Annotated in this window: 19 protein-coding genes; 9 read left to right on the plus strand and 10 right to left on the minus strand. The window is 64.7% G+C overall.

The genetic code is table 11. The annotated features are described in order from the left end of the window. The first annotated feature begins 10 nt into the window (after positions 1–10). Entirely contained in the window at positions 11–2,266 is a 2,256-nt protein-coding gene (locus RO069_RS15355; RefSeq protein WP_328188713.1) for a patatin-like phospholipase family protein, read from the plus strand. An 18-nt stretch (positions 2,267–2,284) separates the two neighbouring features. On the opposite strand, the gene cls is transcribed toward RO069_RS15355, so the two are convergent. Continuing rightward, complete coding sequence (gene cls / locus RO069_RS15360) at positions 2,285–3,718, minus strand: cardiolipin synthase (RefSeq protein ID WP_328188715.1); 1,434 nt, start codon at positions 3,716–3,718, stop codon at positions 2,285–2,287. A 128-nt stretch (positions 3,719–3,846) separates the two neighbouring features. On the opposite strand from cls, the gene RO069_RS15365 reads away from it, so the two are divergent. The 4 genes from RO069_RS15365 to RO069_RS15380 all read left to right on the plus strand — a co-directional run bounded on the left by RO069_RS15365 (position 3,847) and on the right by RO069_RS15380 (position 7,365). Further along, positions 3,847–4,638 carry an alpha/beta fold hydrolase gene (locus RO069_RS15365; protein WP_328188717.1) on the plus strand — a complete coding sequence of 264 codons (792 nt, stop codon included), beginning with the start codon at positions 3,847–3,849 and terminating at the stop codon, positions 4,636–4,638. A 36-nt stretch (positions 4,639–4,674) separates the two neighbouring features. After that, positions 4,675–5,784 carry an SMP-30/gluconolactonase/LRE family protein gene (locus RO069_RS15370; protein ID WP_328188719.1) on the plus strand — a complete coding sequence of 370 codons (1,110 nt, stop codon included), beginning with the start codon at positions 4,675–4,677 and terminating at the stop codon, positions 5,782–5,784. 20 nt (positions 5,785–5,804) lie between these two features. Next, complete coding sequence (locus tag RO069_RS15375; RefSeq protein ID WP_328188720.1) at positions 5,805–6,290, plus strand: acyl-CoA thioesterase; 486 nt, start codon at positions 5,805–5,807, stop codon at positions 6,288–6,290. Positions 6,291–6,411: 121 nt separating this feature from the next. Then, positions 6,412–7,365: an NADP-dependent oxidoreductase gene (locus RO069_RS15380; protein ID WP_328188721.1), complete on the plus strand. Its 954-nt coding sequence runs from the start codon at positions 6,412–6,414 to the stop codon at positions 7,363–7,365. 18 nt (positions 7,366–7,383) lie between these two features. Here RO069_RS15380 and tcdA read toward each other — a convergent pair whose 3' ends face one another. The 4 genes from tcdA to speA all read right to left on the minus strand — a co-directional run bounded on the left by tcdA (position 7,384) and on the right by speA (position 11,585). Next, the gene (tcdA, locus tag RO069_RS15385; protein WP_328188722.1) at positions 7,384–8,184 is read right to left on the minus strand and encodes a tRNA cyclic N6-threonylcarbamoyladenosine(37) synthase TcdA; all 801 of its coding nucleotides are present in this window, start codon (positions 8,182–8,184) and stop codon (positions 7,384–7,386) included. 117 nt (positions 8,185–8,301) lie between these two features. Next, the gene (locus RO069_RS15390) at positions 8,302–8,937 is read right to left on the minus strand and encodes a ChrR family anti-sigma-E factor (protein ID WP_328188724.1); all 636 of its coding nucleotides are present in this window, start codon (positions 8,935–8,937) and stop codon (positions 8,302–8,304) included. Next, a complete protein-coding gene (locus RO069_RS15395) occupies positions 8,934–9,533 on the minus strand; it encodes a sigma-70 family RNA polymerase sigma factor (protein ID WP_328188725.1) in 600 nt (199 codons plus the stop codon). The genes RO069_RS15390 and RO069_RS15395 overlap by 4 nt, the downstream gene beginning before the upstream one ends. A 150-nt stretch (positions 9,534–9,683) precedes the next feature. After that, on the minus strand, positions 9,684–11,585 hold the full coding sequence (gene speA / locus RO069_RS15400) for a biosynthetic arginine decarboxylase (protein ID WP_328188727.1): 1,902 nt from the start codon (positions 11,583–11,585) through the stop codon (positions 9,684–9,686). Positions 11,586–11,793: 208 nt separating this feature from the next. On the opposite strand from speA, the gene speE reads away from it, so the two are divergent. Next, entirely contained in the window at positions 11,794–12,675 is an 882-nt protein-coding gene (speE, locus tag RO069_RS15405; RefSeq protein WP_328188729.1) for a polyamine aminopropyltransferase, read from the plus strand. A gap of 82 nt (positions 12,676–12,757) precedes the next feature. Here speE and RO069_RS15410 read toward each other — a convergent pair whose 3' ends face one another. Together RO069_RS15410 and glnK are read right to left on the minus strand one after the other, a co-directional pair. Then, a complete protein-coding gene (locus tag RO069_RS15410) occupies positions 12,758–14,026 on the minus strand; it encodes an ammonium transporter (RefSeq protein ID WP_328188731.1) in 1,269 nt (422 codons plus the stop codon). 72 nt (positions 14,027–14,098) lie between these two features. Then, positions 14,099–14,437 carry a P-II family nitrogen regulator gene (gene glnK / locus RO069_RS15415; protein WP_004578958.1) on the minus strand — a complete coding sequence of 113 codons (339 nt, stop codon included), beginning with the start codon at positions 14,435–14,437 and terminating at the stop codon, positions 14,099–14,101. Between the two features lie 475 nt (positions 14,438–14,912). On the opposite strand from glnK, the gene RO069_RS15420 reads away from it, so the two are divergent. The 3 genes from RO069_RS15420 to trmB all read left to right on the plus strand — a co-directional run bounded on the left by RO069_RS15420 (position 14,913) and on the right by trmB (position 17,592). After that, entirely contained in the window at positions 14,913–15,179 is a 267-nt protein-coding gene (locus RO069_RS15420) for an accessory factor UbiK family protein (RefSeq protein ID WP_328188733.1), read from the plus strand. Between the two features lie 62 nt (positions 15,180–15,241). Then, positions 15,242–16,765 carry a YifB family Mg chelatase-like AAA ATPase gene (locus tag RO069_RS15425; RefSeq protein ID WP_328188735.1) on the plus strand — a complete coding sequence of 508 codons (1,524 nt, stop codon included), beginning with the start codon at positions 15,242–15,244 and terminating at the stop codon, positions 16,763–16,765. Positions 16,766–16,875: 110 nt separating this feature from the next. After that, a complete protein-coding gene (gene trmB / locus RO069_RS15430) occupies positions 16,876–17,592 on the plus strand; it encodes a tRNA (guanosine(46)-N7)-methyltransferase TrmB (protein WP_328188737.1) in 717 nt (238 codons plus the stop codon). A gap of 42 nt (positions 17,593–17,634) precedes the next feature. Here the strand turns inward: trmB and RO069_RS15435 are convergent, their stop codons facing one another. From RO069_RS15435 to rdgB, 3 genes are read right to left on the minus strand one after another with little or no spacing between them, the layout of a single operon-like run. Continuing rightward, entirely contained in the window at positions 17,635–18,171 is a 537-nt protein-coding gene (locus RO069_RS15435) for a hypothetical protein (protein ID WP_328188739.1), read from the minus strand. Beyond that, positions 18,168–19,322 carry a radical SAM family heme chaperone HemW gene (gene hemW / locus RO069_RS15440; protein ID WP_328188875.1) on the minus strand — a complete coding sequence of 385 codons (1,155 nt, stop codon included), beginning with the start codon at positions 19,320–19,322 and terminating at the stop codon, positions 18,168–18,170. The genes RO069_RS15435 and hemW overlap by 4 nt, the downstream gene beginning before the upstream one ends. Beyond that, positions 19,322–19,918: an RdgB/HAM1 family non-canonical purine NTP pyrophosphatase gene (rdgB, locus tag RO069_RS15445; protein WP_328188741.1), complete on the minus strand. Its 597-nt coding sequence runs from the start codon at positions 19,916–19,918 to the stop codon at positions 19,322–19,324. The genes hemW and rdgB overlap by 1 nt, the downstream gene beginning before the upstream one ends. Between the last annotated feature and the right edge of the window lie 11 nt (positions 19,919–19,929).

Here is a 19,929-nt window from a genome sequence, read left to right on the forward strand (position 1 = left end):
GAGTGACGCCGTGCCCCACCTCGTCCGTCTGTTTTTCGCCGGCCTTGTCATGCTGGCCATCTCTGCCTTTGTCCCCGTGTCCGCCCAGGAGGCCGCCTCGCCGCCCACGCCGCCGGATGGTTCATCCCAGGATGAGGACCGGCCTGTGGTGGGCCTGGTGCTCAGCGGCGGCGGTGCCAAGGGCCTTGCCCATGTCGGGGTATTGCGGGTGCTGGAGGAAATCCACGTGCCGGTGGACCTGGTGGTGGGCACCAGCGCTGGTGCGGCCGTGGGCGCCCTCTATGCCCAGGGCATGACGGTGGCGGAAATCGAGGAGCGGTTACTGGAAATGGACTGGGTGTCCAGCTTCCGGGATAACCCGGGCCGCCGATACGAGCCGGTGCGCCGCAAGGAGGATAACTGGCGCTTTCCCATTCGCCCCGGCCTGGGGGTGGGCCTGGACGGGCTCCGGGTGGGCCGGGGGCTGATTTCCGGCCAGAACCTGGGATTCATCCTCAATGAACTGACCGAGGACGCCGCCCTGGTGCGTGACTTCGACCAGTTGCCCATTCCATTCCGTGCCGTTGCCACCGACCTGGAGACCGGTGAGGAAGTGGTGCTGTCCGACGGCAGCCTGGCCGAGGCCATCCGCGCCAGCATGAGCATTCCCGGTGTCTATGCCCCGGTCAGCCGGGATGGCCGTCTGCTGGTGGATGGCGGTGTGGCCAATAACCTGCCCGTCAGCGTGGCCCGGGAAATGGGCGCCGAGGTGGTGATTGTGGTGGACATCTCGGACAAACCCGGGGAGGGGCGGTCCCTGGACCAGGCCTTCTCCGTGGTGGGGCAACTGACCACCCTGATGACCCTTCGCAGCGTGGAGGAGCAACTGGCGTCCCTGACCCCGGATGATGTGCTGATAACCCCTGATCTGACCGGCCTGGGATCAGCGGATTTCTTCCAGGTGCCCCTGTTGATGGAACTCGGGGCGACCGCCGCCCGTAACCAGTCGTCGGCCCTCAACCGGCTGTCGGTGGGCGAGGAGCGTTGGCGCAACGAGCTGGCCCTGCGCACGGAACGCAGTTTCCAGCCGGGGGTGATCAGTCAGGTGGTGATCCGTCAGGACAGTCGCCTGTCCGACCGTTTTCTCCGCGACCGGATCCGCCAGAAAACCGGGAAGCCCCTGGACCAGCAACAGCTTGAGGAAGACCTGAAGCGGATCTACGGCCTGGGCTACTATGAGACCGTCAGTTACAGCCTGAGCCCGGGGGATGAGGGCACGGTGCTTGAAATCCTGGTACGGGAGAAAAGCTGGGGGCCGAACTACCTGAGTTTCGGCCTGGGCTATGAGGAAAATTTCGAGAGTGATACCCGTTTCAATGTGGCGGCCTCCCTGCGCATGACCCAGCTCAACCGCCTCGGCGGGGAATGGCAGACCGGCCTGCAGCTGGGCACCCAGCCCTGGGTGAGAACGGAATGGTTCCAGCCGCTGGATTACGGCTATCGTCGGTTCCTGGTGGTGGGTGCCGAGTATGAGAAGGATCGCTACAGCGTGTTCGGCCAGGAGGGTGACCGGGAGGCGGAAGTGGATGTCTCCAGCCGCCAGGTGGACCTGGCCCTGGGAACCGAGCTGGGTGCCAACGCCGAAATGCGCCTCACCGTCGAACGGGGCTATGCTCGGGTGGATGACCGGGTCGGCGACAGCCAGGCTACTGGCGACCGCATTGACCAGGGAAGCTGGAACCTGCGTTACGTGTACGACTCCCTGGACGATCCCTTCCTGCCGGAGAGTGGTACCTTCGCCGGCCTCCGGGGCCGTTTCGAGCGCCCGGGGCTGGGGGCGGACAGCGATTTCGACCAGGCCGTGCTGAGGCTGGCCAGTGCCGGCAGCCGCGGTGACTGGGTGGTGTCCGGGGAGTTCTTTGCCAGTGTGGTGACCCGGGGTGAGGCGGGGATCGAGAACAACGTGCTGCTGGGAGGCTTCCGTCGCCTGTCGGCCTATGGCCAGGGGGAGATAACCGGCCAGGACGCAGTCATCGGCTCGGTGGTGGCCTACCACAAGTTTGGCGGTCCCATTGTGCCTTTCTTCCTCGGGGCCGGTGTCGAGGCGGGCAACGCCTGGGAGGACATCGGTGACGCTGAGCGGGACGACCTGCTCACCTCCGGCACCATTCTGGCCGGCATGGACACGGTGATCGGTCCGGTGCAGGCGGCCCTGGCCTACAACAACGACGACCGCTGGGGCATCTACCTGAACGTGGGGTACTCGCTGCAGCAGCTGTTTGATTGATCGCGGTGCCTAACCCCGCTACAGCAGGGGCGCCATCAGCCGCACCGACCGGCAGGCCAGCCGGAACAGCAGGGAACGGTCCTCGTAGTCCGCCCGTTGCAGTACCCGGCTGTTTGCCAGGTCCGCCTCCAGCATGGTTTCTACTTCGGCCACGAAGTCCGGTGCGGTGGACAGGGCCGTGATCTCGAAATTCAGCCGCATGGAGCGGTTGTCCAGGTTGGCCGTTCCCACCGCCGCGTAGCGATTGTCCACCAGCACCACCTTCTGGTGCATGAAGCCCGGCTGGTAATGGCAGATGCGGATGCCGCACTCGTTGGCGCTGACCAGGTAGGAGTAGGCGGCCAGGGTGATCAGGATGTGATCGGACTTCTCCGGGATCAGGATACGAACGTCCACGCCGCGCATGGCCGCCAGTTGCAGGGCATTCATCACCTGGAAATCCGGCACGAAGTAGGGCGAGGCGATCCAGATCCGCGCCCGGGCGTTGTTGATGCAGTTGAGGAAGAACAGGGTGCAGGTTTCCCACCGGTCCGCCGGACTGCTGGGCAGCACCAGTACCTGCTGATCGCTACCGGTGGCCCGGTGGGGCTGCCAGCTCAGTGTCGGGTTCTCCTCGGCGGCCCAGTTCCAGTCCTCCAGCCAGGCCAGTTGCAGGCCCAGAACTGCGGGGCCGGTGATGCGGCAGTGGGTATCCCGCCAGGTTTCCTGGTGATGGTCCCTGCCCAGGTACTCGTCACCCAGGTTGATACCACCCACGAACCCCACCCGGCCGTCGCACACCAGGATCTTGCGGTGGTTGCGGAAATTGATCTGCAGCCGGCGTCGGCGCACATTGCCGTTGCCGAAGGAGGTCACGTTGGCGCCGGCGCTTTTCAGGGCGTTCAGGTAGCGGCCGGGCAGTGACAGGCTGCCGATGTCGTCATACAGAAAGTAGACCCGGACACCCTGGGCCAGCTTGCGCCGGAGGATATTGAGGATGCGCTCCCCCACCCGGTCGGAGCGGACAATGTAGAACTCCAGCAGGATGTAGTCCGTGGCGTTCTCCATGGCATCAAACAGGGCCTCGAAGGTGGCGTCGCCATTGCGCAGCAGGGTGCAGTGATTGCCCCCGGTGAACGGCTGCCTGCCCAGCTTGCACAGCACGCCCAGTTCATCGGCGTCACCAGGGTAGTCCACCGGGTAGGGCACTCCCTCGGCCTGCCGCTCGTAGCGGTTGAGCAGGGGCTCCAGGGTGCGGTCGTTCAGTCGCCGGGCCCGTACGTAGCCCGAGAAACGGTTGCGGCCAAACAGCAGGAACAGGGGTACGGCAATCCAGGGCATGCCCACCAGACTGATGATCCATGCGATGGCGCCCTGGGCGGTCCGGTAGCTGATAAGGGTGCGGTAGACGCAGACCAGGGCCACGCTGTAGAGCGCCGTAACCACGATGGCCAGCAGTGAAAAATCCGGCATGTACTGTACTCTTGCAAACAGACCCTGCAACAATAGCAGACCCGGGTCTCGCCCTGTATGGCTCTCCGCTTGACGGTTGGCGGGCGAACCGGCAGGTTTGTGGGCCCAAAAAGCAGAAAGAGGTAGCAATGAGCGTCAGGTTACACCATCGGATCACCGGCGAAGGCGAGCCACTGGTCTTGCTCCACGGGTTGTTCGGTTCCCTGGAGAACCTGGGAGGCGTCAACCAGAGACTCCAGGATGGCTGGCAGGTGCACGGGCTGGACCTGCGTAACCATGGCCGTTCACCCCATACCGACACCATGGATTACCCGGCCATGGCGGAAGATGTGGTGGCCTACCTGGATGAGCAGGGCATCGACAGGGCTTGCCTGCTGGGGCATTCCATGGGGGGCAAGACCGCCATGCAGGTGGCCCTGGCTTACCCGGAGCGGGTGCAGCGCCTGATCGTCGCCGACATTGCCCCGGTTACCTATCACCCCCGCCACGATGCCATCCTGGAGGGCATGAAGAACCTGGACCTGTCCTCGGTCAGCTCCCGGGGCGACGCCGACCGGGCATTACAGGAATATGTGGAGGTTCCGGAAGTCCGCATGTTCCTGCTGAAGAACCTGGTGCGGGTCCCTGCGGACGAGAAAGCCGATAACCCCGATACGTTCCGCTGGCGCCTGAACCTGCCGGTGATTGAGGCCTGCTACCAGAACCTGGCGGACGCCCCGGAGGGGGAAGGCCCGTTCGAGGGACCGGTGCTGTTTCTCAAGGGGGCGGAGTCGGCCTATATCCAGCGCAAGCACCGGGAACGCATCGATACCCTGTTCCCGCGTGCCCACCTTGAGGAGATTGAGGGCACCGACCACTGGCTGCATGCGGAGAAGCCGGATGAGTTCGCTCGCCGGTGCCGGGATTTCCTGACAGCCTGAGCGCATCGCCATGTTCACCGGTACAGGAACCGTTCCATGAAATGGCTGCTGATACTGCTACTGATCATTTTTGTCGTCCTAGGTGGCTTTCTGCTGAGTCCGTCGCCCATTGAGAGCCAGGGCTGGCAGCCACCTTCGGCCCCGGCCATGACGGGGGTACTGTCCCCCAATGAGCGTCTGAGGCTGTCGGATATCCTGGCCAGGGGGCACCTGGAACATCCCGAGGATACCGCCATGGACGCCCAGGGCCGGCTCTACACCGGCACCAGCGATGGCTGGATCATGCGGCTGGAGGACGGCGGCAGCGGCGAGCCGGAGCGCTGGGTGGACACCGGTGGCCGTCCGCTGGGACTGGTCTTCGATCATCAGGGCAACCTGATCGTGGCGGACGCTCAACGGGGACTGCTGACGGTATCTCCCGTCGGCGAAGTGCGGGTGCTGACCCGGGAGGCGGAAGGTCTGCCATTTCGCCTGACCGATGGCGTGGACGTGGCGAGAGACGGGGTGATCTACTTCACCGATGCCAGTTCCAGGCACTCCCTGGCCAACCACCAGCTTGACCTGCTGGCCATGCGGCCCAATGGCCGCCTGCTCTCCTACCATCCGCGGACCGGGCAGACCCGGGTATTGTTACGCAACCTGTATTTTGCCAATGGGGTGGTGGTCTCCCCCGACGACGATTACCTGCTGGTGGCGGAAACGCCCCGCTACCGATTACTGCGCTACTGGCTGACCGGGCCGGAACAGGGCCAGGCGGAAGTGTTTGCCGACAACCTGCCGGGCTTCCCCGATAACCTGGATGTGGACGGCCGGGGCCGCTACTGGGTGGCCCTGCCCGCACGCCGGCGCGCGACACTGGATTTCCTGCATCACCAGCCCTGGCTGAAGGATGTGGTGGCCCGTCTGCCAGAATCCCTGCGCCCGGGGCCCGGCCGGTACGGACTGGTGCTGGCCCTGGACGGAAACGGCGAGGTGATCACCAGCCTGCAGGATACCCGCGGCGATTACCTCTGGGGCCTTACCTCCGCCCGGGTGCATGACAACGAGCTGTTCTTCGGCAGCCTGTACAGCAACCGTCTCGGTCGGTTGCCCCTGTCTGCCGTGCCGGGCCTGGCAGAAGCCGAACCGTCCGCCGCCAACGACTGAACTGAAGGAGCAATCGATCCATGCAAGACAACACGGGGGGCGACCTGGCCTGGGATCTGCCCGACCCCTTCACCCTGGACATCCATGTCAGCGATGACGATACCGATCGCCTCGGGCACGCCAATAATGTGGTCTATGTGCGCTGGCTGGAGGACATCAGCTGGGCGCACATCGACAGCGAGGGCATGACCTGGGCCCTGCATGAGCAGACCGGCAAGGCCATGGCCATCACCCGTACCGAGATCGACTACCTGGCGTCCGCCAATGCCGGCGACCACCTGATACTGGGCACCTGGTTCACCGATTTTGACGGTCGTATCCGATCGGCCCGGCAGTTCCAGCTGATCCGCCCGGCGGATGGCAAGACCCTGGTGCGGGCGGTGTCCACCCATGCCTGCGTGAACATGGCATCGCAACGACCCTCCCGTGTACCGCCGGAATACGCAGAGATATTCCGGCGTATCCGGGTGGATGGGGGTTATACCTTTGCAGGGGCCGCTGGTTGAACTGGTTTCTGCTAACCTGAAATGTCAGGGTCGTCCGCAAAGGGCGGCCCTGTGCCGTGCGGTTATTTAACTCCGGGTGACCGGTTGGGAGGCAGTCATGGATCCACGGGAAGTCACGACCATGAAACACCTGGTTTACCACCAGTTCGGTGAACCGGATGTGCTGACGGTGGAAGAGGCGCCGGTGCCGGAACCCGGGCCGGAGGACGTACTGGTGCGGGTGGTGGCCGCCGGTCTCAATCCCATCGACTGGAAGACCCGTCGCGGCCTGGGTTTCGCCGCCCGCCAGATCGAAAACCGGCTACCCTGGACGCCGGGCTACGACATGGCCGGTGAGGTGGTTGCGGTGGGGCAGAAAGTGGCCACGCTGGTGCCCGGCGACCGGGTCATGGGAATGGTCGGATTCCCCACCAGCGGCGGGGCCTGCGCCCAGTTCCTGGTGGTTCCGTCGGTGGACCTGGCCATTGTGCCGGAGGAACTGGAGCTGCTGCCGGCCGCCGGGCTCCCCCTGGCGGGCCTGACGGCCTGGCAGGCGCTGTTCGATGTGGGCGAGCTGGAACCCGGCCAGAAGGTGCTGGTCCATGCCGGCGCCGGCGGTGTCGGCCACCTGGCGGTGCAGTTTGCCCTGGAGCGCGGCGCCCATGTCATTGCAACGGCGTCCGCGGACAACCGGGACTTCCTGGCGGGGCTGGGCGTGCACGAGGTGATCGACTACCACCAGGAGGATTTCGCGGATGAGTGCTACGGGCTGGACCTTGTGCTCGACCTGGTCGGTGGCGACACCGGCAAGCGCTCGCTGCATGCCCTCAGCGAGCACGGTGTGCTGGTCACCATTCCCACGGTCACCGCGGATGAGATCGTCAGCGAAGCGGAGCGGATGGGCCTCAAGGCCCATGGCATGACCGTACGGCCGGACGTGTTCCAGCTTGAGGAAATCCTGGAGCTGATCGAGGACGGGGACGTCAGGGTCCATGTGGACGGTGTGTTCCCGTTGTCGGACGCGGCGGCGGCCCACCGGTTGCTGGAAGGTGGCCACGTCCGCGGCAAGCTGGTGCTGGATTTGTGGGGGGACTGAGTCCGTCCCCGCCCCGGATCAGTCGTTGGCGGCGCTGGCCTTGCGGGCGATGCGGTTGACCAGCCGTGATGCGGCGATAAAGCCGAAGCTGGCGGTTACCGGTGACGAGGCTCCGAACCCGGTGGCGCAGTCCAGCCGCACCGGCCCGCCGGTATCCGGCTTCTGGTGGCACACGCCGCCGTCCGCTGTCGGGTAGATCAACTGCTCCGTGGAATAGACCGCCTCCACCCCGAAGCGCCGTTTGGGGTTACGGGAGAAACCGTACTCCCGCCGTAACAGGTTGCGGATCTTGGCCAGCAGCGGGTCCTGGGTGGTGCGGCTGAGGTCGGCCACCTGGATCTGGGTCGGGTCGATCTGGCCACCGGCGCCGCCGGCCACCACCAGGGGGATCTTCCGGCGCTGGCAATGGGCGATGAGCGCGGCCTTCGATTTGACGCTGTCGATGGCGTCCACCACCCCATCCATGTCACGGGTAATCAGTTCATCAACGTTGCCCGTGGTGACAAACCCGAAGTGAACGCGGATATCCGCCTGGGGGTTGATGGCCCGCAGGCGATCGGCCATGGCGTCGGTCTTGGTGCGGCCATACTGGCCCTCCAGGGCATGGAGCTGGCGGTTGGTGTTGGACACGCAGACATCGTCCATATCGATCAGCGTGATCATGCCGATGCCGCTGCGGGCCAGGGCCTCGGCGGCCCAGGAACCCACGCCGCCAAGCCCGGCCACGGCGATATGGGACTGGCGCAGGGCCTCACTGGCGCGCTGGCCGTAGAGGCGCTGGATGCCGCCGAAACGGAAACTGTAGTCGTCACTGCTCATGGGAAAATCATAAATACCGGTACCTGAAAGCCGGTATTCTACAGCATGGCTCGCGGGTGACTAACCGGGATTTCACGGAGATGGTCCGGCCCCGGGATGGCGGGGCCGGACGGGACGCTAGCGGATGAACGGGTTCAGCAGGCGGCCGAAGGTGCCGGTCAGTTTCAGGGGGGCGCTGAGCACAGACAGGGTAATGCAGTCATCCCCCTCCAGGGCCACGGGCTTGTGCTCGTCTTCCTGCCCCAGCACCACGAAATCCCACTGGTTGAACACGCCCCGGTTGTCGGCAAAGGCGCCCTGGAGCACCACCGTGGTTTCCTCACCGCGATGGGTGTGGACCGGGGCCTTGCCGCCGGCACACAGCTTCTGCAGGATGACTTGGTCATCCTGGTCAGGGAAGCGGTCGGTAATGTCCAGCACGCTCACGTCCCGGAGCTGTCGTTTCCAGGGCAGGCCGTCCAGGTCGTCGCCCAGCAGCTTGCTCAGCGCGGAGCGACGGGGGGTGGGGGATACCGGTCGGGGTTCGGGCTCGCTGTCGATGCGGGCCATGATGCTGTCGAAGGTGGACTCGGCAACCGCCACGTGGGACTGCTGCTCCATCATCACCGCCCCGAGGCTGTCCAGGGCATCCACGCGGCTGCGGCAGTGGGCGCACTGATCCAGGTGAAGCCGGATGCACAGGGCATGGGGCTCACTCAGGTTACCTGCGCTGTATTCCATCAACATCAGGCTGTCGGGGTGGTGGTTGGTCATACGTTCTGGTCCTGCAGAATTACCTTGAGCTTGTTTAGCGCCAGTCTGACGCGACTCTTCACGGTGCCCAGGGGGATGTCCAGTTCATCCGCCACCATCTGGTGGGACTTTTGTTCCATGTAGACCTTGGCGATGACGGTGATCTGTTCCTCGGGCAGGTGCCGGAGCGATTCCCGGACCCGACGCTCAGACATCAGCCGATGCAGTGAGGTGACCGGCTCATCCTCGTTGTCGCCGGGAATCTGCCACAGGTCCTCGGTTTCCACGGGCATTTCCGCGCTGGTGCGCCGCATCTTGCGGAGCATGTCGATACGCTGGTTCCGGGCAATGGTGAAAATCCAGGTGGACGCCGCCGCCTTGCGCCAGTCGTACAGGCAGGACCGGCGCCAGATGGACACAAACACTTCCTGCACCAGTTCCTCCGCATGGCTCGACAGACCATTGGCCATGGCGTAGTACTTGATCTGGGGGGCGAAATGCTCGAACAGGGCGTGGTAGGCCTGACGATCCCCATGCCGACCAACCTTCTCGAGCAGCTGGCTCCAGGGATCCCGGCGACGCTCTGACCGGGCAGGTTTCTGGTCCAGTGTGGACACCGGGCGCTCCTTGACAGCAGCCTGGGCTGACGTGTTTTTCATCATGATTGTAGCACTCGTCCAGCAATTGTCAGTTGCGGGATATACGCCCGGATTTGGGGGGCGGATCACGATGTCGGCGGAATTTTTCCGGAGGTCGCCAGCGCGGCCTTATTCCTCCAGGTAGGTGTACCCTTCCAGGCCGGCTTCCAGCTCCGCCAGCAGGGGAGCCTGATCTTCCGGTGCCAGGCCGCTGGCGGCGAAGCGGGCCCGGTAGGCCGTCAGCAGGGTCTCGGGGTCGAAGTTCACGTAGCGCAGGATATCCGCCACGGTGTCGCCCTCGGTGGGCTGGCTGATGTGGTACCGGTCGTCCCCGTCCAGGCGCACATCCACCGAATGGGTGTCGCCGAACAGGTTATGCATATCGCCGAGGATTTCCTGGTAGGCCCCGGTCATGAAGAAGCCGATCAGCAGTGGCTGGTCGCCGTCCTGCTCCGGCAGGGGCAGGGTGGCTTCCACCCCCTGGCCATCCACGTAGCGGTCGATGCGTCCGTCGGAATCACAGGTGATGTCCTGGATCACCGCGCGGCGGGTAACGGCCCGGTCCAGGCCGCTTATGGGCAGTACCGGGAAAATCTGGTCAATGCCCCAGATGTCCGGTAGCGACTGGAACAGGGAAAAGTTCACAAACAGCTTTTCCGCCAGCTTCTCGTTGAGTTCATCCAGGATTTCCCGGTGGGCCCGGTTGGCACCGTCCAGTTGTTGCTGGAGCTGCCGGCAGCCGGCGGTGTAGATGCGCTCCGCCTCGGCCCGGTGGGCCAGAGACAGCATGCCGTGGGCGAACTGGGCATGGACATCACCCATGGCATGGAGCAGGTCGTGGTAGATCTCGATCCGGGACCGGGGGCTGCCGTCGTCCACCAGGTGCCGGTAGTCCCGCCACAGGTCATGAAGGGGAGCGGGGGCATCGTCGGCGGGAGCCGATGGTGTCCGGGATTCCGGCTGGTCCCGGTCGATCACGTTGGTGACCAGTACTGCGTGGTGGGCGGTGAGGGCCCGGCCGGACTCGCTGATCAGGTCCGGGTGGGGCACCCCGGCCCGGTCGCATTCCCCCTGCAGGGTGTGGATCACGTTCCAGGCGTATTCCCGCATGCTGTAGTTCATGGAACAGCTGCTGCGGGAGCGGGTGCCTTCGTAGTCCACCCCCAGGCCGCCACCGATATCCACGGTATCCACCGGGGCGCCGAGCTGGCGCAACTCGCTGTAGAAGCGGGCGCATTCCCGCAGCCCGGTCTGGATATCGCGGATGTTGGCGATCTGCGAGCCCAGGTGGAAGTGCAGCAGTTGCAGGCTGTCGAGGGCATCGGCGGACCGCAGTCGTTCCACCACGTCCAGCACCTGGCCGGCGGACAGGCCGAACTTGGATTTCTCGCCGCCGGTGTTCTGCCAGTTGCCCTTGCCGATGGTGGCCAGACGAGCACGGACGCCGATCAGCGGCCTGACCTGCAGGCGCCCGGATTCCTCCAGGATCAGTTTCAGCTCCGAGGGCTTTTCCACCACGATAAACACCCGGTGGCCCAGCTTCTGGCCGATCAGGGCCGTGCGTACATATTCCCGGTCCTTGTAGCCATTGCAGACGATTACCGCCCCCGGTGACGACAGGGCCAGTACCGCCATCAGTTCCGGCTTGCTGCCGGCTTCCAGTCCGATCTGGCCGTTGCCGGCCGCCGGTTCCGCCCGCAGCAGTTCCTCCACCACGCCCCGCTGCTGGTTCACCTTGATGGGATAGACGGCGGTATAGCGGCCATCGTAGCCATGTTCCGCGGCCACCTCGTTGAAGGCCTGGCACAGGCTGTTCACCCGGTCATGGAGGATGTCGGTGAAGCGGATCAGCACCGGCAGGGCCGTGCCGGCCCCGGTGATACGGCTGACCAGTTCCGGCAGTCGGATGCGGGCGCCCCGGGCCTGGCGGTGGGGCTGGATCAGCACCTCGCCGTCGGCACTGACGTCGATGTAGCCGTCGCTCCAGTGGGGGATGTTGTAGACCTGGCTGGCGGTGGTTTTGGTGGCCATACTGAACTCCATAAGTCGTCCGGTGCCGGCGTCCGGCGAGCCCATTGTAGGCGTCTGGCCCGAGCTGGACCAGCGCACAATGGCCAATCGGCGCAGGTTTTTCCGGCCAACGCTTTGGCCTGCCAGCAACAGCCCATACAATGGCGGCATAACGCCCGGAGCCGTCGGGTAACAGGCCGGGGCAGGCCGTAACGATTGGAGGTATGGGATGAGTACACTTGATAACAACTGGTTTACCGAAGTCTTCCAGGACAAGGGAACCGCATTTTCCCTGCAGGTGAAGCGCAAGCTCCATGAGGAGCAGACCCCCTACCAGAAGCTGGAGATTTGGGAGACTGAAACCTTCGGCAACCTGATGGTGCTGGATGGCTGCGTGATGCTCACCAGCCGTGACAACTTCCTCTACCACGAGATGATGACCCATCCCGCGCTCTTCACCCATCGGGACCCGAAAAAGGTGGTGATCATCGGCGGTGGCGACTGTGGCACCCTGAAGGAGGTGCTCAAGCACCCCGGTGTGGAGGAAGCCTGGCAGGTGGAAATCGATGAGCGTGTGACACAGATGTCAGAGAAATACTTTCCGGAGCTCTGCGAGTCCAACCGGGACCCGCGAGCCAACTTCTTCTTCGGCGACGGCATCCAGTGGATGCGCGACCAGCCGCCGGGCAGCGTGGACGTCATCATCGTCGACAGTACCGACCCGGTGGGGCCGGCGGAAGGCCTGTTCGCCCTGGACTTCTACCGCGACTGCATGATCGCCCTGCGGGAGGGCGGCATCGTCGTGCAACAGAGCGAATCGCCCCTGCTGCACACCGACAGCATCATCCGCGATATCCACCAGGACATGAAGAAGGCCGGGTTCGACCATGTCCAGACCCTGCCATTCCCACAGCCGGTCTACCCCACCGGCTGGTGGAGCTGCACCATGGGGGGCAAGGACGTCCACACCAGCTACTTCCGCGAGGAAGACGCCGCCGACCGGCCCTTCGTGACCCGCTACTACAACGAGGGTGTCCACCGCGGCGCGCTGGCCATGCCCCAGTTCATGCTGGAGGCCCTGGAGGATCCGGTCAGGCCTGCAGAAGGCTGACTATCTCCAGGCACAAAAAAGGGCAGCCCGAGGGCTGCCCTTTTGCTTTGGCTCCCCGGGAAGGGGAGCCGGTGGTGCGATCTTACTGCTTGCCGGAAACGAATTCCGGGTAGGCTTCCATACCGCACTCGGACAGGTCGACACCTTCGTACTCCTCCTCTTCGGTGACGCGGATGCCCATGACGGCCTTGAGGATACCCCAGACCACCAGGCTGGCCACGAAGACCCAGACGAAGATGGTGATGGCGCCGATGATCTGGCCGCTGAAGGTGACACCGTCGTTGGTGACGGGCACCAGCAGCAGGCCCAGCAGACCACACACACCGTGGGCGGAGATGGCGCCGACGGGATCGTCGATGCGCAGCTTGTCCAGGGTCACGATGCTCAGTACCACCAGGATACCGCCCAGCACGCCCCAGATGGTGGCAACCAGTGCACTCGGGGTGGACGGCTCGGCGGTGATCACCACCAGGCCGGCAATGGCACCGTTGAGCAGCATGGTCAGGTCGGCCTTGCCGAACATCACGCGGGCGGTGATCAGGGCGGCGATGGCACCACCGGCGGCGGCAGCGTTGGTGTTCAGGAATACCATGGCCACGGAGTGGGCACTGGCCACGTCACCCAGCTTCAGCACGGAACCGCCGTTGAAGCCGAACCAGCCCAGCCACAGGATGAAGGTACCCAGGGCGGCCAGCGGCATGTTGGCACCCGGGAAGGCGCGGATCTCGCCGTTGGGGCCGTACTTGCCCTTGCGGGCGCCAAGCAGGATGACACCGGCCAGGGCAGCGGCGGCGCCGGCCATGTGTACGATGCCGGAGCCGGCAAAGTCCGAGAAGCCCAGATCGCCGAGGCTGTACATGCCGAATACGTCAGCACCGCCCCAGGTCCAGGCGCCTTCCATCGGGTAGATGAAGCCGGTCATGACCACGGCGAAGATCAGGAACGCCCACAGCTTCATGCGCTCGGCCACGGCACCGGAGACGATGGACATGGCGGTGGCCACGAACACCACCTGGAAGAAGAAGTCGGAAGCACCGGAGTAGATGGAGCCGCCCTCGAAGTCGCCGCGCTCGGCAAACTCACCCATCACGCCGCCGACGTCAACGCTGCCCATGCCGCTCAGGAAGATGCTGCCGTCGTACATGATGGCGTAACCGCAAACCATGTACATGGTACAGGCCACTGCGAACAGGGCCACGTTCTTGGTCAGGATTTCGGTGGTGTTCTTGGCGCGAACCAGACCGGATTCCAGCATGGCAAAGCCAGCTGCCATCCACATGACTAATGCGCCGCACACCAGGAAATAAAAGGTGTCTAGAGCGTACTGTAAATGAAATACACTGTTTTCCATTGGAAGCCCTCCGCACGAGGCTTATCTAGGTTGGATTTTTTGCGTTGGCCTGACTGCTTTAAGCGTCCGGGATCAGACGGCTTCTTCGCCGGTCTCGCCCGTCCGGATACGGATGGCCTGTTCCAGTTCGGTCACGAAGATCTTGCCGTCACCGATCTTGCCGGTATTGGCTGCCTTGGTGATGGACTCGATCACCTGGTCCAGCAGGTTGTCGCCGATGGCCACTTCCACCTTCACCTTGGGCAGGAAATCGACCACGTATTCAGCACCGCGGTAGAGCTCGGTATGACCTTTCTGGCGACCGAAACCTTTTACTTCGGTTACGGTTACGCCCTGAACGCCAATCTCGGATAGTGCCTCACGGACATCATCCAGCTTGAAAGGCTTGATGATCGCTGTCACAAGTTTCATTGCTGTCTCCTTGGATTAAGCCGCCCCGGTTTTCTGGCCACTGCATCGTGGATCGACCGGGTTCGGGATGCTGCCACCTCGCACACCAATTGTGCGGATTGCGTGCAAGGCTCAAAGCATCGTGTATGCCAACGCAAAAAAATAGTTATAAAACAGTGTATTACAATATTTGTGAACCAAAATGGTTCCGAAGTGTGCGCCATTATAGCGCAGCGATATGGAGCGAGAACCAATTTGGTGCAACTGCTCAAGACAGGTGCGCCTGCTTTTGATAAACGTCCATTCCTTCGGGGGCTTTCCTCTGAAACCGTCACCGACAACGACAGGTTGCCAGCGGGCTTGAGGGGAGTCCCTTCGAATAGTATGGCAGGGACCGGGCTGTGTTACACTCCCGGCGAACAGAAGGCCGCCAGCCCCACCGTCAGGGTACGCGACTGGTGACCGGGAACCCACGGAATATAACGGAGAGAGTGCGGTGAAGATTCCCAACGATCTGCTGGGCCAGGTCCAGCAACAGTTCGGTCAGTTCGTTCCGGATATGGCGCGGGCGGCCCGGGACGATGTTGAGAACCATGCCCGTGCTGCGGCCATGTCCGTGGTCTCGAAGCTGGAACTGGTGACCCGGGAGGAGTTCGACGCCCAGCAGGCGGTGCTGCTTCGCACCCGCGAGCGTCTGGAACAGCTGGAGAAGCGGGTCGCCGAACTGGAGCAGACGCACAGCGCCGACCCGGCACAGGACTGAATCCCCCTTAAAAGGCGGCACAGGCAGTACCGCCGGGGCCTATAACATCAGGGAAGATCTGCATGCTTGCCACCATCCATACCCGTGCACGGCTGGGCGTTAGCGCCCCGGCCGTGACCGTTGAAGTCCACCTGTCCGGCGGACTGCCGTCCCTGTCCATTGTGGGGTTGCCGGAAACGGCGGTCCGAGAGAGCAAGGACCGGGTTCGCAGTGCGCTACTGAACGCCGGTTTCGAATTCCCCGCCCGACGCATCACCATCAACCTGGCTCCGGCGGACCTGCCCAAAGAGGGCGGCCGTTTCGACCTGGCCGTGGCCCTGGGTATCCTGGTGGCCTCGGAACAGTTGCCTCCGGAACCCCTGGCCGGCCTGGAATGCCTGGGGGAACTGGCGCTGGACGGCACCCTGCGGCCGGTGCGCGGGGTACTGCCGGCGGTCATGGCCGCCCGGGAGACCGGCCGCCGTATCCTGGTGCCCTCCGATAATGCCGACGAGGCCTCCCTGGCCGGCGGTGATGATGTGCTGGCCACCGACCACCTGCTACGGGTATGCGAGCACCTGGCGGGTACCGACACCCTCTCTCCTGTGGCTCCCATGGAAGCCGTGGACAGCACCGCCGGGGTGGCGGACCTGGCGGATGTGCGGGGCCAGCACGTGCCCCGGCGGGCCCTGGAAATCGCCGCGGCCGGCGGCCATAACCTGTTGCTGTTCGGCCCCCCGGGAACCGGCAAGAGCATGCTGGCCAGCCGTCTGCCGGGCATACTGCCGCCACTGACGGACCAGGACGCCCTGGAGGTGGCCAGCGTCCATTCCATCGCCGGTCTGCCGGTGCGGGCCGGGCAGTGGCGTCAGCCACCTTATCGCGCGCCCCACCACACTGCCTCCTCGGTGGCCCTGGTCGGTGGCGGCAGCAGTCCCCAGCCCGGGGAGATCTCCCTGGCCCATCGCGGGGTACTGTTCCTGGACGAACTGCCAGAGTTCGACCGCAAGGTGCTGGAGGTACTGCGGGAGCCCATGGAATCCGGCGAGATCATGATTTCCCGGGCGGCCCGCCAGGTCCTGTTCCCGGCCCGTTTCCAGGCCATCGCCGCCATGAACCCCTGCCCCTGTGGCTACCGTGGCCACCCCACCATTGAGTGCCAGTGCACGCCCCACGAGGTGTCCCGCTACCGGCGCAAGCTGTCCGGTCCCCTGCTGGATCGTTTTGACCTGCATGTGGAAGTGCCGGTGCAGGATGGTGAGGTGCTGTTGCGGCGGGATGGTGAAGGGGAGGGCAGTGCGGCGGTGCGACAACGGGTGATGGCGGCCCGGGAGCGCCAGCTCGACCGCCAGGGCCTCAACGCCACGCTTTCCGGGGCGGCGCTCCATGAGGCCTGTCGCCTGGATTCGGCCAGCGAGCAACTGGTGAGCCAGGCCATTGAGCGTCTGGGACTGTCCGCCCGGGCCATCCACAGGATTCTGCGGGTGGCCCGCACCATCGCCGACCTGACTGGTGACCAGGCGCTGTCGAAGTCGCACCTGGTTGAGGCCCTGGGCTACCGCAAACTGGACCGCCAGCCGGCGGCGCAGGGGGTGTCGGCGATCTGACGCAGGTCCCGGGCGGAGGCTGCCTCTGACTGGTGGCGGGATTCTGGTAAACTGTGAAGCCTGTCGAATCGTACCCGAGAGTTATCCAGACCGTGGCCTGAGGACGCAAGATGACTGATCACCAGAACCAGACGGATTCATCCCCCATTACCACCCGCCGGGGGGTACGCAGCTTCGTGATCCGTCAGGGTCGTATGACCGACGGTCAGAAGAAGGCCTATGAGCGCCTGTGGCCCAAGTATGGCCTGACCCGGGAGCAGGGGGTTATCGACCCCCGGGAGATCTTCGGTCGTGAAGCCTGGCTGAACCTGGAGATCGGGTTTGGTATGGGCCAGTCCCTGGTGGAAATGGCCGAGGCAGCGCCGGAGCAGGACTTTATCGGGGTGGAAGTGCATGCCCCTGGCGTGGGCGCGTTGCTCAAAGAGGTGGAGGAGCGGAGCCTGGAGAATGTCCGGGTGTACGCCATCGACGCCAACGATGTGATCGACCTGTGCCTGCCGGACGCCGGCCTGGACCGGGTCATGGTGTTCTTCCCCGACCCATGGCCCAAGAAGAAGCACCACAAGCGCCGGTTGATCCAGCACGAGTTCGTGCAACGCCTGCGCCACAAGCTCCGTGTTGGTGGCATCCTGCACCTGGCCACGGACTGGGAAAACTACGCCGAGCACATGCTGGAAGTGATGGACGGCTCGGAAGGCTTCGTCAACGCCCGGGACGAGGGCGGCTACTCACCACGCCCGGAGCACCGGCCCATTACCAAGTTCGAGAAGCGGGGTGAGAAGCTGGGCCACGGTGTGTGGGACCTGGTGTACCGGCGGACCAACTGAGCCGCTACGCATCGACGTCTCAAACCTTTACCAGCGGCGCTTTCAGGCGTGGTGTGTGTGTATCGGGTGGCGTCGCGCCGCCCGGATCACCACCAGGCCGGCAATGCCCAGCAGCAGGGCGGTGTAGTTGATCAGCGCCAGCAGCGTAGCGGACAGGCTCAGGCGGTCACTGGGCGAATCCAGGTTCACCAGCATCAGGGAGTACTCGGCAACATGGGTCATGCCGGCGGCCACGAACAGCCCCCGGACCCAGCGCCCCGCCTTGCGCTCCCGGATGCCGGGCCGGTCCACCAGCAGATGGTTGGTGAAGAGAATCAGCAGGGTGCTGTAGAGGAAGGCAAACACGAAGCCGCTCCACAGGGACGCCCGGGCCCAGCCCAGGCCGGCCCCGGTCCAGCTCTCGACAATGGCGATGGCGTTCTCGCCGGTGGTGGCCAACTGGAAGTTGAGCATGCCCTGCGGGGAAACCGGGGTCTGGAGGGGCTGGTTCAGCCCCAGTTGCAGTACCAGCACGATGGCGGTCACGCCCCCGAGCCAGCGGATCCTCGCCGGGATCGGTCTGCGGGTAGTGTCGTTCATGACAGAAAACGCTCCAGCACACTGTTCAGGACCTGTCGCCCCCGCTCCGTGGCCTGTAGGCGGTGAGGGTCCAGTAGCCCGTCTGTTCTCAATTGATTCAGTATTGCAGCAATTGTAGTCAATGGTAAACCGGTCCGTTCCCGGAACAGGACCTCGTCGACACCCTCCTTCAGCCGCAGGGCATTCATCATGAACTCCAGGGGACGTTCCTCCGGATCGATGGACTGGGTGCCGGCGGTGCGACTACCGATGCGCCTGAGGTAGGCATCGGGCTGGCGGGTCTTCCAGTAGCGCAGGATGTCCCCGTCCGCCAGCGACACCTTGCCATGGGCGCCGGCCCCCACGGCCAGGTAGTCGCCGAAGGTCCAGTAGTTGAGATTGTGGCGGGAGGACCGGCCGGGCCGGGCCCAGGCGGATACCTCGTAGTCGTCGAACCCGGCCGCCAGCAGCCGTTCCCGCCCCGCCTGCCAGATGCTCCAGAGGGTGTCGTCCTCGGGCAGGGCCGGGGGGCGGCTATAGAATTCGGTATTGGGTTCCAGGGTAAGCTGGTACCAGGACAGGTGGGGCGTCTGCCAGGACAGGGCCTCGTCCAGGTCCGCCAGGGCCTGTTGCGGGCTCTGGTCCGGCAGGCCGTGCATCAGGTCCAGGTTGAGGTTGTCGAAGCCGGCCTCGAAGGCGGCCTCGATGGCCCGTCGGGCGTCGTTGTCGTCGTGGATCCGCCCCAGCCGTTGCAGGTGCTGTGGATTGAAACTCTGGATGCCGATGGACAGCCGGTTGATGCCGGCCTCCCGGAAGCCCCGGAAGCGGCCCTGCTCCACGGTGCCCGGGTTGGCTTCCAGGGTGATCTCGGCGTCCGGGGTGAAGGTGATCCACTCACCGATCCGGCGGAACAGGGTCTGGTAGAACGCCGGGGACATCAGCGACGGCGTGCCGCCACCAATAAACACGGTGGATACCGGACGGTTGCGGACCAGTGCCAGGTCCTGCTGCAGGTCCTCCAGCAGTGCGTCCAGGTAGTCGTCTTCCGGCAGTGGCCCGGTAAAACTGTGGGAGTTGAAGTCGCAGTAGGGGCACTTGCGCACGCACCAGGGCACGTGGATGTAGAGGCCCAGTGGCGGGCAGGGTGTTCCGGTATCGCTGGCGGCGGAGATCACGTCTGTTCCAGCTGTTCCACCAGCAGGCGCAGGGCACGACCCCGATGGCTGATACGGCCCTTCTGCTCGCGGGTGAGTTCGGCGGCACTGAGGTTGAACTCCGGAGCCAGGAACACCGGGTCATAACCGAACCCGCCATCCCCCCGGGGAGCTTCCAGGATACGCCCTGGCCAGCGGCCGTGGCAGATCACCGGGGTCGGGTCGTCGGCATGGCGCAGATAGACCAGCACGCAGTGGAACTGGGCCGAGCGCCCGGCCTCGGGTACGCCCTCCAGGGCCCTGAGCAGGGCGCTGACATTGTCCTCGTCGCTGGCATCGGGGCCCGCATAGCGGGCGGAACGGACTCCGGGCTGACCGCCGAGGGCATCCACCGCCAGGCCGGAATCATCCGCCAGGGCCGGCAGGCCGGTTTCCCGGGCCGCGTGCCGGGCCTTGAGCAGGGCGTTTTCCACGAAGGTGACGGCGGGTTCCTCGGCTTCGCCGACTCCCAGGTCCCCCTGGGCAACGGGGCTGAGGCCAAGCGGCGCCAGCAGGTCGCCCAGTTCCCGCAGCTTGCCCGGGTTGTTGCTGGCAAGGACCAGTCGCTGGGTCATGGGGCCTCCGG

It is taken from the genome of Marinobacter sp. OP 3.4 (assembly GCF_036224885.1).
Taxonomy (GTDB): Bacteria; Pseudomonadota; Gammaproteobacteria; order Pseudomonadales; family Oleiphilaceae; genus Marinobacter.

Excerpts from the sequence above, each read along its gene's own strand:
- rdgB (WP_328188741.1), bottom strand. The coding sequence starts at position 19,918 with ATGACCCAGCGACTGGTCCTTGCCAGCAACAACCCGGGCAAGCTGCGG.
- cls (WP_328188715.1), bottom strand. The coding sequence starts at position 3,718 with ATGCCGGATTTTTCACTGCTGGCCATCGTGGTTACGGCGCTCTACAGC.
- trmB (WP_328188737.1), top strand. The coding sequence starts at position 16,876 with ATGACTGATCACCAGAACCAGACGGATTCATCCCCCATTACCACCCGC.
- RO069_RS15390 (WP_328188724.1), bottom strand. The coding sequence starts at position 8,937 with ATGACCAACCACCACCCCGACAGCCTGATGTTGATGGAATACAGCGCA.
- RO069_RS15370 (WP_328188719.1), top strand. The coding sequence starts at position 4,675 with ATGAAATGGCTGCTGATACTGCTACTGATCATTTTTGTCGTCCTAGGT.
- glnK (WP_004578958.1), bottom strand. The coding sequence starts at position 14,437 with ATGAAACTTGTGACAGCGATCATCAAGCCTTTCAAGCTGGATGATGTC.
- RO069_RS15435 (WP_328188739.1), bottom strand. The coding sequence starts at position 18,171 with ATGAACGACACTACCCGCAGACCGATCCCGGCGAGGATCCGCTGGCTC.
- RO069_RS15410 (WP_328188731.1), bottom strand. The coding sequence starts at position 14,026 with ATGGAAAACAGTGTATTTCATTTACAGTACGCTCTAGACACCTTTTAT.
- RO069_RS15375 (WP_328188720.1), top strand. The coding sequence starts at position 5,805 with ATGCAAGACAACACGGGGGGCGACCTGGCCTGGGATCTGCCCGACCCC.
- RO069_RS15365 (WP_328188717.1), top strand. The coding sequence starts at position 3,847 with ATGAGCGTCAGGTTACACCATCGGATCACCGGCGAAGGCGAGCCACTG.
- speA (WP_328188727.1), bottom strand. The coding sequence starts at position 11,585 with ATGGCCACCAAAACCACCGCCAGCCAGGTCTACAACATCCCCCACTGG.
- RO069_RS15380 (WP_328188721.1), top strand. The coding sequence starts at position 6,412 with ATGAAACACCTGGTTTACCACCAGTTCGGTGAACCGGATGTGCTGACG.
- RO069_RS15425 (WP_328188735.1), top strand. The coding sequence starts at position 15,242 with ATGCTTGCCACCATCCATACCCGTGCACGGCTGGGCGTTAGCGCCCCG.
- tcdA (WP_328188722.1), bottom strand. The coding sequence starts at position 8,184 with ATGAGCAGTGACGACTACAGTTTCCGTTTCGGCGGCATCCAGCGCCTC.
- speE (WP_328188729.1), top strand. The coding sequence starts at position 11,794 with ATGAGTACACTTGATAACAACTGGTTTACCGAAGTCTTCCAGGACAAG.